Source organism: Pseudomonas moorei, from assembly GCF_042846945.1.
GTDB lineage: Bacteria > Pseudomonadota > Gammaproteobacteria > Pseudomonadales > Pseudomonadaceae > Aquipseudomonas > Aquipseudomonas moorei.
The window spans coordinates 3,412,464-3,424,369 of sequence record NZ_AP035776.1; the positions used below are offsets into that span (position 1 = coordinate 3,412,464).

Here is an 11,906-nt window from a genome sequence, read left to right on the forward strand (position 1 = left end):
TTGTACCTCCTGAAAAACACCTGTTTTCCTTTGTGAATCAATTGCTTGCGTCGGTTTCGGGGTCACCTTGACATGGTGGGGGTCGTTGGTTCGAGTCCAATCGCGCCTACCAAACAAAATCCGCTCTGCTGGGCGGTCTAGAAGGGCTCACCGAAAGGTGGGCCCTTTTTTGTTGTCTGCGATTTGCATAATTCCCTGGAGGGAAGGGCTGGAGATTAGGTTTTTTGGCTTGCTGTATCTCACCAATGAATCATTCAGCCGCCTTACGGTCATAGCGCTGACCTTTGTTTCCAGGACGTTCAAATGAAGCGCGCAGTAATGATGTTCATGGCCATTTCGGGCTCTCTTCTGCTAGGAGGCTGCGGGCCTCACTGGGATGACGGAGAGAGGTACGGCCGGGATCGTGATCGAGGTCATGATCGTGGATACGACCGGGGTTACAATCGTGGCTATGACGATGATCGAGGGCATGACCGCCGGTATGATCGGCGTGACGATGATCAGCGATATGAGCGTTATCGCGATCGTGAGGATAGGGACGACTGATCTGAGCTGACCTACCTTCTGCTTTTCCAGGGACCTGACGGCTACAATGCGCTGCTTTTGGGAGTGACCTGATCAATGAAGCGCGTTTGTTCCTGCCGGGCAGATTCTTGAAGCGGAGGCCTCGCCAGAGCAATCTGTCGGGGCTTCGTCGTCTTAGGCTCAGGAGAAAGTTAGCGCAGAACAAAATTTCGTTTGAGCGGTAGGGGGAACTAATCATGTAAAACGCCAAGTCATTGGTTCTTACAGACTGCTTTTTAGTTTCGCAGTACGACGAAAGTTGGATCCATAGTTTTTTAGGGCGTAAGTAGCGTGCTAACAAATACTGCAAAAGCTAGTAGATGTCATCGTCGTCGCGTAAATGGCGATACCAGCCATACAGCGATACACCAAGGGTCGCAATGATGATTGCGATGGCGATAAAGACTAGATAGCGCACCATACTCGGTTGCCCTGGACGTGAGTTGTTGGAATATGCGTCCGTGCCGGTGAGCGAATGTAAACCTCCGGCCATCCTCTGTCTCTAGGGCGATACCTTACAAGACCGTTTTTTCAAGTTAAAGTCAGTAGTTCCCGCAGGCTGGTCTCCGTGCGTTGGGCAGGGGGGTGAGGCCGAATGAAAATCAGTTCCAGCCACATTGAACTGTGATCGTTGAATTGCATCCAACCAGAACAGGCCACCAAACGTTTGTTTCACGAAATTAAGCGGGAGGGGAAGTTGATGGGGCAGCGAGCGATGATCCGGTTTTTTGCGGCCTACGTGTCCATTTGCCTCTTGCTTCAATGGACGGTGGTTCAGGCATCCTCTTGGATTGCCTCTCACGTTCTTCTGAGGTGGATCCTCTAACGCCGCGATTCAGGCGTAGAATTAGCTGTGCTACCTCATCACGAGGCGTCTCCCATGATCTCCGATCCAGCAAACAAACAGGCATCCGACGACAAATTCGTCTGGGATCAATACTTCTGCGCTGCCCTGATTGCGGAAAGTCACCTGACGGCACCGGTCGTAGGCGGCACCACTGGCGCCACTCACGAAGACAGGCAGAATATGTTGATCGAAAGGGCCAAGGCGCTCGCCGACAAAATGATGGAAAACAGAAAGTAAACACAGCCCAGCCATCGCGCTGGGCTTGTGTTTTCTGCGGCCTGTCATCCATGGCCTTTCAGGCTATCAGCTCGACTTTTCCGGTCGCCAGGCGATAGATGCCGCCCACTATTTTCAAGTTGCCTTTGCTCAGCGCATCCGTCAGCAGGGGCGTGGCCTTCTTGAGGCGTTCGACCGAGTTTTTGACATTTTGCACCGTCGCATTTTCCACCAGATCTCCAGGTTGTTTGAGGACGGTTTCGACAGATGACTTGAGTGCGTCAGTCAATTTCGGAATATGCCCCGGAAATACGGTGTGATCTTTGACGGCTTTTATGCCTGCTTCAATGGCGCCGCAACTTTCGTGTCCCAATACGAGTATCAGCGGCGCGCCAAGCACAGCGACGCCATATTCAATACTCGCCAGCCCTTCGTCGGTAACGAAGTTGCCGGCAACGCGTATGGCGAAAAGATCGCCCCGCGCGGTATCAAATGCGTATTCGGGTGCGATGCGCGAGTCAGAGCAACTCAGCACTGCCACGAAGGGATTCTGGCCGGAAACCAGTGCTTCGCGCTCGTCCATGAAGTTATGGGTCTTTGAATGACCACTCACGTACCGTTCATTTCCTTCGATCAGTCTTTGCAGCGCCTCGTCAGGGTTGATTGCATTTTGTGGTTTTGGAGAGGTGGATGTTTTTTCGGCTGCCTGGATGATTCTGGTGGGCATCGCGCCGGCGAGCAGCAGCGCGCCTGCTCCCAGTCCGGCAAGCCGAAGAAACCGACGACGATCATTTATTGGTGGAGCAGCGTTTGAATCACATGATTCACACATGATGTTGTGTACTCAGGTGAACACGTTGGGGATGACTGCTGTTGGGGGTGGTGGCTGCAGGAGCCTGCAAGTGACCAGCGTCTTGGAGTTTAGTCGGTCTGGGGCACCACGCTCTGTCGTCTCCAAGGGCTGACTCGAATATCGACGGTTTGCGAGGCGGTGCGCTTCATTGATACATGGGCTACTACTGTCAGGTTGTTTCCACTTGGTCGTGACAGGAGTTACTCAATGCTGATTCATTGGATCCTTGCAGCGGTTCACCTACTGGCTGTTGTGCTGGCGTTTTGGGCGGTTCTGGCCCGTGGCACGGCGTTTCGGCGCCTGACGGCCGATGGAGGGGAGGCGCGCAGCGTATTGCTTGCCGATAATCTCTGGGGGATTTCGGCGTTGATTCTGCTGGTGACCGGCGGGATGCGGGCCTTCGGCGGCTACGAGAAGGGCACGGATTACTATCTGCACCAGCCGTTGTTCCATCTGAAGATGGCGTTGTTCGTGATTATCCTGCTGCTGGAAATTGCGCCGCTGGTCACGCTGATCAAATGGCGGATCGCACTCGCACGCGGCGCCACTATAGAAATCGGGCGTGCAAAATTGTTTGCGAGGGTCAGTCACATCGAGGCGCTGCTGGTATTGCTGATGGTCGTGGCGGCCACGGGCATGGCGCGGGGAGTGACATTTGCTTGAGTGACGCCTGAATCTTTAGCCAGCCGTCGTTCCGTGGCGAACGGGCTGGCTACTGACTGCGCTGGATTCAGGGGGTTTGCGGTTTGTCCGGAGCCGTCAGGCCGGCCTGAATGCGCTGGTAGATTTCTTCGCGGTGCACCGCAACGTCTTTCGGGGCGTTGATGCCAATCCTGACTTGCTGGCCGCTTACGCCCAGGATGGTGATCGTAATGTCATCACCAATGTTTATGCTTTCACCGACTTTGCGGGTGAGTATCAGCATGGTCTTCTCCTTGATTGCTTCGTGGGGCACCTGATTCGTACAGTGCAGAGGTCGGTGGTATGTATAGATTAGTGCGAAGTCTCACAGTTTGGGTGCCTCTTTCTGACGTGCAGATGCAGCATTAATTCCCAAGACGTAACTATACAGAGGCCGCATCCATCATTCTCGTTGTTTTAAGGCCATTTTGCGGCACTCGAGAAGTATTCATGAATGTTAAAATTCCGGCTTTTAAGCCTTCAGAGGGAAACGCTGTGCGCAAAATGGTCTTGGTTATGGCGGTACTGGCGCTGGCGGGATGCGGTGAGGGCAAGAATGTTGATGCGCCAAAGCCTGCGCCGGCAACGGTTGCAGCTCCTGCGCAAGCATCCGGCCCGCAATGGGATCTTGAGGTTCGCGGTGAAACACCCCAAGCCGTCAGCGACCTCAGTGGCTGGCTGATCGAGCACAATTTCATGTCCAGTGTCGTCAAGGAAAACGGCAAGGTTCGCATTTTGATGGGCCCTTATGGTTCGCAAGCCGAAGCCGAGGCAAAGCGGGCTGAGGTGGTCGCGGCCATCGTCCGTGCGAAGCAACAGAATGTTGACGTGCTGGTCATCGAGCGTCCCACCGCTCAGTAACTGGCTGTTGAGGCTGCAACAGGGCCAGCGGTTGGCAAACAAAAAAGGCCTCGGGTGGTCAACCCGAGGCCTTTGTGCTTTTTGGAAAACGGTTAACCGCAGGCTTTCATGTCTACCGGGCCGACAAACTCATTGCCGCGCCCCATCACGCACGCCACGCTCTGGTTACGCTGACGTTCCCAGGCCTGAACCGGATAGGTTTTGTCCCAGGCTTCGAACAGTTGCCGATCCTGCTTCGACAAGCGCAAGCCGTACTGTTTGCTCATGTAGAAATAAGTCCGGGCGATCATGCCGCGAATGGAAGGGCGCGGCATGACCTTCTTTGCCTTGAAGTCGATTTGGGTCAGGCAAGAACCATATTGTCCGGGCTGTTCCGGCAACCAGCCGAAGCTGAAGTTGCTGCGATCGCCATTCACCTCACCGATACTCGGCACCAGGTTGTGCAGATCCGCTTCGGCTTTCTGATAGGTTGGGTCGTAGCGCGTGCAGTTCTTGCGGCCTCCCTCTTGCCAGCATTGGCGCTGGTGGCCGATTTGCCAGGCTGGAACAATGTGTTCCCATTCGATGCGCGCCGCGCGTTTGGCATTTTTGCGCGGCACATAACCGCAGGCCGAAAGATTCACCCGGTTACCGGTGTACTTGCAGCCGCAATAAAACTCGGTGGATTGTGGGGCGTATAGCTTCCAGGCAACTTTCTTGGCTTCGTTGAAGGTTCGCGGCGCGTCAGCCTGGACTCCCATGGCGAACAGCAGCAACAACAAAGCAAAACAGCGGACACTCATTGACTCAGTCTTCCTTCGGCACAACCCAAAAAATCTGCACGCCGCCATCGTCGCGATAGGCGAGGGTCACGTTGTCGTTCTCGTCGATTTCTTCAAGCAAGCGTTCCCACTCATCCACCGGCTCATCGGGAAGACGGAAGATCAGGGCGGCCTTGGCTTTTTGAGCGGTCGGGGAGTTGATGATTTTCTGAACGCGCAGACCCATGCGTACATAGGCGTCATGTGAGGCGGAGGTGGTGTCCACAGAATTATCCTTATTAAGCTGTACGTGCATACAGTATTTAACTGTAAACTTTTTCGCAACTGCTTAAAATTCAAGAAAATCCTCTGACAGCAGTTTTTTCCGTTTGGCGTAGGGTAGTGGGCGTTTTTTTGTCAGGCGGGGTATGCGCCACTCGCCAGCCATCGACGAGTGGTGAAGCAGTGCCCGACCGGAACCGGTCGGGCGAGGGGCGAATCAATATTCCCAGAACATCCGTTGCAGCTCTTTGCTGTCATTGGTCTTGGTCAGGGCGACCATGGCCAGGATGCGGGCTTTTTGCGGGTTCAGGTCATGGGCCACGACCCAGTCGTACTTGTCGTCAGGCTGTTCGGCGTTACGCAAGACGAAACCACCAGCGTTGACGTGGGACGAGCGAATGATCTGTACGCCGTCCTTGCGCAGGGCCTGCAGGGCTGGAACCACACGCGAAGAGACCGAGCCATTGCCGGTGCCGGCGTGGATGATGGCTTTGGCGCCTGATTGTGCCAGTGCCTTGTAGGCGGTGTCGCTGACGTTGCCGTAGGAATAGGCGATTTCAACATCAGGCAAGCTCTTGATGGTCTTGATGTCGAATTCCGAGTCCATGGTGTGGCGTTTGGCTGGCAGACGGAACCAATAGGATTTGCCTTCCACCACCATGCCGAGCGGGCCCCATGGGCTTTTGAACGCCTCGGTCTTGATGTTGATCATTTTGCTGACATCGCGACCCGACTGGATTTCATCGTTCATGGTCACCAGCACGCCTTTGCCCCGTGCCTCTTTGCTGCTGGCCACGGCCACGGCGTTGTACAGGTTCAGCATGCCGTCGGCGGACATCGCGGTACCAGGGCGCATGGAACCGACGACGATGATCGGTTTATCGGTTTTTTCCACCAGGTTCAGGAAGTAGGCGGTTTCTTCCAGGGTATCGGTGCCGTGGGTGATAACGATGCCATCGACGTCGTTGCTGTCAGCCAGTTCGGCCACGCGGCGGCCCAGTTGCAGCAGGTTGTCGTTGGTGATGCTCTCGGAGGCGATTTGCATGACCTGCTCGCCGCGCACGTTGGCCACTTGACTCAGTTCGGGTACGCCGGCGATCAGTTTGTCGATACCGACTTTTGCCGCTTGGTAGGTTGCACTGTTGGCGGCGCTGGCACCCGCGCCGGCAATCGTGCCGCCGGTGGCCAGAATGACCACGTTCGCCAGTTTTTGTTGAGTTTCAGCTTCCTTTGCCTGAAGGGCGGTCGGCAAAAGCAGAAGGAGGGCCAAGGCGCCCGGAACAAAGGTCTTGAAAGCAGATGTCATTATTTTTCTCTCTAGTGGTGACGGTGCAGATGCAAGTTCATCTAGATGCGCCCCACGCGAATCTGAACGCCTGGGGTGCTGGGTAAGAGCAGGATCTGTACCAGTCACACTTTGAATGGGAAAAAACGCTTAACTGACTGATTTGTTTATTGATTTAAACGGGTTCTTGGCGCGCGATGGCCGTTGCATGTCCGGTTTTCCGATTTTTTGCGGTTTTCATGTTCGGCTCTCCGAAAAGTACTGTTGAATTCTTCCTGTTGTACAGATGTGAATCATTGCTAAAGAAACTCGCTTTGAGGTCGATGCTTCTTCAATGGATGTTTTTTCTCAGGAGTTCACATGTCTTTATCAGTAGGTCTTCCAAACGCAGCGGGCATCACCATTGGTGGAAAGTCAGCCAAGACGATTCGTGAACTGAGCGATGCAACGGCCGATGCCGCTGCTCAAGCGCTGGGCGCGAAGGAGGGGGACGATAAGTCAGTCAAGACCGGTCCTGTTGGTTTGGACAAAAGCGCCGACGCTCAAGAATCGCAAGCCGGCGACAACACCAGTATCGCTGTGAAAGTCTTGCTCAAGCGTCTCAAAGAGCTGCAGCAACAATTGCGCGAGCAGCAACAGCAACTGGCTGCGGCTCAGGCTGCGAGCTATTCCACGCCGGAAGCCAAGATCACCGCTGTGTCGGCCATTCAGGGGCAGATCGCGGACACGAACGGCGCCATCCTGAAAACCAGTGCCAGTCTGATCAAGGAAATGACCAAGGGATCCGGCACGGGATCCGTGGTCAATACGACGGCGTAAGGTGAACGCCGGCTTTCACATTGTTACAGTCGGAACGGCTTTCTGCTCGTTGACAAATGTCGGCAGGATTCGCATAGTTCGATCTACGCAAACGTTTGCGCGGCGTTTCTGATGGGATAATTCCATCGTGAATGCCCCGAATTAATGCCAGCGCACGCGTTGCTCACACAATAATCATAAGATCGGAGTGAACCCATGAAGCTGCCATTCGCTGGACGCCTTCTCGCTGTCGCCATGCTGGCTGCCGCATCCGCCGCGCTGCCTGTTTCTTCGGCTTTCGCCGAGACGCCTGCAAAACCGAAAGTCGCGCTGGTCATGAAATCCCTGGCCAACGAATTCTTCCTGACCATGGAAGACGGCGCCAAAGCCTATCAGAAAGAGCACTCCGGCGAATTCGAGCTGATTTCCAATGGCATCAAGGATGAAACGGATACGGCGGGCCAGACGCGTATCGTCGAGCAAATGATCCTGGCCAAGGTCAATGCACTGGTCATCGCGCCAGCTGACTCCAAAGCCATGGTGCCCGTGATCAAGAAGGCCGTTGACGCGGGCATCACCGTGGTCAACATCGACAATCAGCTCGATCCCGCTGTGGTCAAAAGCAAGAATATCAACGTTCCATTCGTAGGCCCGGACAACCGCAAAGGGGCGCGTCTGGTCGGTGAATACCTGGCCAGGCAGCTCAAGGCCGGTGATGAGGTCGGCATCATCGAAGGCGTGTCCACCACCACCAACGCCCAGGCCCGTACGGCAGGCTTCAAGGATGCGATGGAAGCGGCGCAGATCAAGGTCGTGTCGGTACAGTCCGGTGACTGGGAAATCGACAAGGGCAATAAAGTCGCCGCCTCGATTCTCAGCGAGTACCCGCAAGTGAAAGCCCTGCTGGCGGGCAACGACAGCATGGCCGTCGGCGTGGTGTCTGCCGTGCGCGCCGCAGGCAAGGCCGGCAAGGTGCAAGTGGTCGGCTACGACAATATCAATGCGATCAAACCGATGCTCAAGGACGGCCGGGTCCTGGCCACCGCCGACCAGTTTGCGGCCAAGCAGGCCGTGTTCGGCATCGAGACCGCGCTGAAAATCATCAAGGGTGAAAAAGTCGACAGCGGCGCCAACGGCGTGATCGAGACCCCGGTAGAGCTGGTTACCAAGTAGTCCTTCGGCGACACACTGGCGCTCGCCCGTCCGGGCGAGCGCATGGAGAGTTTTTATGTCCGTTCGCGACCCGAACGCTGTCCTCTCGGTCAGCGGCATCGGCAAGACCTACGCCCAACCGGTCCTGACCGGCATCAACCTGACGCTCATGCGCGGTGAAGTGCTGGCACTGACCGGCGAGAATGGCGCTGGCAAAAGTACGCTGTCGAAGATCATTGGCGGTCTGGTCGCGCCGACCACCGGCCACATGCAATTTCAGGGGCAGGAATATCGTCCCGGCAGCCGCACCCAGGCTGAAGAGCTGGGCATCCGCATGGTCATGCAGGAGCTCAATCTGTTGCCGACGCTGTCGGTGGCGGAAAACCTGTTTCTCGACAACTTGCCCAGCAACGGCGGCTGGATCAGCCGCAAGCAGCTGCGCCAGGCGGCGCTCGAAGCCATGGCCCAGGTCGGGCTCGACGCGATCGACCCGGATACCCTGGTCGGCGAGCTGGGTATCGGTCATCAACAAATGGTCGAAATCGCCCGCAACCTGATCGGCGATTGCCATGTTCTGATCCTCGACGAACCCACCGCGATGCTCACGGCGCGAGAAGTCGAAATGTTGTTCGAGCAGATCACCCGCCTGCAGGCTCGCGGTGTATCGATCATCTACATCTCCCATCGCCTCGAAGAGTTGGCCCGGGTCGCGCAGCGTATTGCGGTACTGCGCGACGGCAACCTGGTGTGCGTCGAACCGATGGCCAATTACAACAGCGAGCAGTTGGTCACGCTGATGGTCGGTCGTGAACTCGGCGAGCACATCGACATGGGGCCGCGCACCATTGGTGCTCCAGCGTTGACGGTCAAAGGGCTGAGCCGCTCCGACAAGGTTCGCGACGTGTCCTTTGAAGTGCGCGCCGGTGAGATCTACGGCATCTCCGGCCTGATCGGAGCTGGGCGCACTGAATTGCTGCGGTTGATCTTCGGTGCCGATATCGCCGACAGCGGCACCGTTGCGTTGGGTTCACCAGCGCAGGTGGTGAGCATTCGTTCGCCGGTGGATGCAGTCAGTCACGGCATCGCGCTGATCACCGAGGATCGCAAGGGCGAGGGTCTGCTGTTGACGCAATCGATCGGCGCCAACATTGCGCTGGGCAACATGCCGCGCATTTCCAGCGGCGGCTTCGTCAACAATGGCGATGAGGCTTCCCTGGCCCAGCGGCAAATCGACGCCATGCGCATTCGCAGTTCCGGCCCGGCACAGCGGGTGTCCGAACTGTCCGGCGGCAACCAGCAGAAAGTCGTGATTGGCCGTTGGCTGGAGCGCGAATGCTCGGTGTTGCTGTTCGACGAGCCCACCCGTGGTATCGATGTCGGCGCCAAGTTCGACATCTACGCCTTGCTCGGCGAGTTGACGCGCCAGGGCAAGGCGCTGGTGGTGGTGTCCAGTGACCTGCGCGAATTGATGCTCATCTGTGATCGCATCGGTGTGCTCTCGGCTGGGCGTCTGATCGACACGTTCGAGCGCGATAGCTGGACCCAGGATGAGTTGCTTGCCGCCGCTTTCGCCGGCTACCAAAAACGTGATGCGCTGCTCAACGAAGCAGCGCCTAGGGATCTTCCATGAATACCGCATCTTCCGCTGGCAAGCGCAGTGGCAATTTTTACGGCCTCGGCACCTATCTGGGCCTGGCCGGTGCCTTGTTGGCGATGGTGGTTCTGTTCTCGCTCTTGAGCAGCCACTTCCTGTCCTACGACACGTTCAGCACGCTGGCCAATCAGATTCCGGACTTGATGGTCCTCGCGGTCGGCATGACGTTTGTGTTGATTATTGGTGGCATCGACCTGTCGGTAGGCTCGGTGCTGGCACTGGCCGCTTCAACCGTCAGCGTGGCGATTCTGGGCTGGGGCTGGAGTGTCATGCCTGCGGCCTTGCTCGGCATGGCGACGGCGGCGCTGGCGGGCACCATCACCGGTTCGATCACCGTGGCGTGGCGGATTCCGTCGTTCATCGTGTCCCTCGGCGTGCTGGAGATGGCGCGCGGTGTGGCGTACCAGATGACCGGTTCGCGCACGGCCTATATCGGTGACGCATTCGCCTGGTTGTCGAACCCGATCGCCTTCGGTATTTCGCCGTCCTTCATCATTGCCTTGCTGATTATTTTCATCGCCCAGGCCGTGTTGACCCGTACGGTATTCGGTCGCTACCTGATCGGTATCGGCACCAACGAAGAGGCGGTGCGTCTGGCGGGGATCAATCCGAAACCCTACAAAATCCTGGTATTCAGTCTGATGGGACTGTTGGCCGGTATCGCGGCGTTGTTCCAGATTTCGCGCCTGGAAGCGGCGGATCCGAATGCCGGTTCCGGTCTTGAGCTGCAGGTGATCGCTGCCGTGGTCATCGGCGGCACCAGCCTGATGGGGGGGCGTGGTTCGGTGATCAGCACGTTTTTTGGTGTATTGATCATCTCCGTACTGGCGGCCGGCCTGGCGCAGATCGGCGCGACCGAACCGACCAAACGCATCATTACCGGCGCGGTGATCGTGGTGGCGGTGGTGCTCGATACCTACCGCAGTCAGCGCGCAAGTCGGCGGGCTTGAATCATGGCAACGATCAAGGATGTGGCAGCGCTCGCCGGAATTTCCTACACCACGGTTTCCCATGTGGTGAACAAAACCCGGCCGGTTAGTGAAGAAGTTCGGGTCAAAGTCGAAGCTGCCATCAAGACCCTCGACTACGTACCCAGTGCGGTGGCCCGCTCCCTCAAGGCCAAAACCACCGCGACCATCGGCTTGCTGGTGCCCAACAGCCTCAACCCGTACTTTGCGGAACTGGCGCGGGGCATCGAGGACTACTGTGAGCGCAATGGCTACTGCGTGATTCTGTGCAACTCCGACGATAACCCGGACAAACAGCGCAGCTACCTGCGTGTACTCCTGGAAAAACGCATCGACGGGCTGATCGTCGCCTCGGCTGGCGGTGATCGGAGTCTGGCGCAAGGGCTGGCCGGTGTGCGCACGCCGATGGTGATCGTCGACCGCGGGCTGGAAGGCGTCGATGCGGACCTGGTGCGCATCGATCACGAATACGGTGCCTACCTGGCGACCCGGCACTTGCTGGAATTGGGCCATCGGGACATCGCCACCATCAGCGGGCCGGCGACCACCAGTGTGGCGCAGATGCGCCTGGCGGGGTTTTGCCGCGCGCTGAAAGACGCCGGGCTCGAAGTGCCACGCCAGCGCATGCTGGAAAGCGACTTCACCAGCACCGGCGGGTACAACGCTGCCGCGATCCTGCTGGAGCGCAATCCACCCAGTGCGATCTTCGCCGCCAACGACATGATTGGCATCGGCGTGCTGCGAGCCGCCGCCGAGCGCAACATTCGTGTACCGACACAGCTGTCGGTGATCGGCTTCGACGACATCCAGATGAGCCGCTATGTCTATCCGGCACTGACCACTGTCGGCCAGTCGATCCTGCAGCTTGGCGAGATGGCGGCCGAAGTGTTGCTAAGAAGGATCGTCACACCGCAACTGAGCACAGAACAACGGATCGTGACACCCAGCATCGTGATGCGTGAATCGACCGCGCCGCTGGCGGGTGTGTTTGCGGAATATCGCTGA

At 57.3% G+C, this 11,906-nt stretch carries 14 protein-coding genes; 9 read left to right on the forward strand and 5 right to left on the reverse strand.

The annotated features are described in order from the left end of the window. Window positions 1-303: 303 nt before the first annotated feature. Window positions 304-546 carry a hypothetical protein gene (locus ACGJAX_RS15975; protein ID WP_090318779.1) on the forward strand — a complete coding sequence of 81 codons (243 nt, stop codon included), beginning with the start codon at window positions 304-306 and terminating at the stop codon, window positions 544-546. Between the two features lie 898 nt (window positions 547-1,444). Next, entirely contained in the window at window positions 1,445-1,648 is a 204-nt protein-coding gene (locus ACGJAX_RS15980) for a hypothetical protein (RefSeq protein ID WP_090318785.1), read from the forward strand. A 58-nt stretch (window positions 1,649-1,706) separates the two neighbouring features. Here the strand turns inward: ACGJAX_RS15980 and ACGJAX_RS15985 are convergent, their stop codons facing one another. Then, the gene (locus tag ACGJAX_RS15985) at window positions 1,707-2,459 is read right to left on the reverse strand and encodes a carbonic anhydrase (protein ID WP_390955346.1); all 753 of its coding nucleotides are present in this window, start codon (window positions 2,457-2,459) and stop codon (window positions 1,707-1,709) included. 228 nt (window positions 2,460-2,687) lie between these two features. Between ACGJAX_RS15985 and ACGJAX_RS15990 the strand changes: the two genes are divergently transcribed. Further along, window positions 2,688-3,143 carry a DUF2214 family protein gene (locus ACGJAX_RS15990; protein ID WP_248914070.1) on the forward strand — a complete coding sequence of 152 codons (456 nt, stop codon included), beginning with the start codon at window positions 2,688-2,690 and terminating at the stop codon, window positions 3,141-3,143. Window positions 3,144-3,210: 67 nt separating this feature from the next. Here ACGJAX_RS15990 and csrA read toward each other — a convergent pair whose 3' ends face one another. Continuing rightward, window positions 3,211-3,405 carry a carbon storage regulator CsrA gene (gene csrA / locus ACGJAX_RS15995; protein WP_007938114.1) on the reverse strand — a complete coding sequence of 65 codons (195 nt, stop codon included), beginning with the start codon at window positions 3,403-3,405 and terminating at the stop codon, window positions 3,211-3,213. Window positions 3,406-3,656: 251 nt separating this feature from the next. Between csrA and ACGJAX_RS16000 the strand changes: the two genes are divergently transcribed. After that, entirely contained in the window at window positions 3,657-4,022 is a 366-nt protein-coding gene (locus tag ACGJAX_RS16000; RefSeq protein WP_390959889.1) for an SPOR domain-containing protein, read from the forward strand. 92 nt (window positions 4,023-4,114) lie between these two features. On the opposite strand, the gene ACGJAX_RS16005 is transcribed toward ACGJAX_RS16000, so the two are convergent. From ACGJAX_RS16005 to ACGJAX_RS16015, 3 genes are all read right to left on the reverse strand, one after another. Further along, window positions 4,115-4,804, reverse strand: a complete 690-nt coding sequence (locus tag ACGJAX_RS16005) for an endonuclease (protein WP_247254185.1) — start codon at window positions 4,802-4,804, stop codon at window positions 4,115-4,117. A 4-nt stretch (window positions 4,805-4,808) separates the two neighbouring features. Then, window positions 4,809-5,078, reverse strand: coding sequence for a DUF1654 domain-containing protein (locus ACGJAX_RS16010; protein ID WP_052193599.1), 270 nt, complete (start codon window positions 5,076-5,078; stop codon window positions 4,809-4,811). 183 nt (window positions 5,079-5,261) lie between these two features. Continuing rightward, window positions 5,262-6,350: an asparaginase gene (locus ACGJAX_RS16015; protein ID WP_090318801.1), complete on the reverse strand. Its 1,089-nt coding sequence runs from the start codon at window positions 6,348-6,350 to the stop codon at window positions 5,262-5,264. A gap of 339 nt (window positions 6,351-6,689) precedes the next feature. Here ACGJAX_RS16015 and ACGJAX_RS16020 point away from each other — a divergent pair, with 339 nt between their 5' ends. The 5 genes from ACGJAX_RS16020 (at window position 6,690) to ACGJAX_RS16040 (ending at window position 11,906) form a co-directional block, all read left to right on the forward strand. Then, window positions 6,690-7,148, forward strand: a complete 459-nt coding sequence (locus ACGJAX_RS16020; RefSeq protein ID WP_390955347.1) for a hypothetical protein — start codon at window positions 6,690-6,692, stop codon at window positions 7,146-7,148. Between the two features lie 195 nt (window positions 7,149-7,343). Further along, a complete protein-coding gene (locus ACGJAX_RS16025) occupies window positions 7,344-8,300 on the forward strand; it encodes a sugar ABC transporter substrate-binding protein (RefSeq protein ID WP_247254218.1) in 957 nt (318 codons plus the stop codon). A gap of 55 nt (window positions 8,301-8,355) precedes the next feature. Next, window positions 8,356-9,909 (forward strand): ATP-binding cassette domain-containing protein, encoded by a 1,554-nt coding sequence (locus tag ACGJAX_RS16030; RefSeq protein WP_390955348.1) that lies wholly within the window; start codon window positions 8,356-8,358, stop codon window positions 9,907-9,909. Next, entirely contained in the window at window positions 9,906-10,883 is a 978-nt protein-coding gene (locus ACGJAX_RS16035; RefSeq protein ID WP_090318813.1) for an ABC transporter permease, read from the forward strand. The genes ACGJAX_RS16030 and ACGJAX_RS16035 overlap by 4 nt, the downstream gene beginning before the upstream one ends. Window positions 10,884-10,886: 3 nt before the next feature. Further along, window positions 10,887-11,906, forward strand: coding sequence for a substrate-binding domain-containing protein (locus ACGJAX_RS16040; protein ID WP_390955349.1), 1,020 nt, complete (start codon window positions 10,887-10,889; stop codon window positions 11,904-11,906).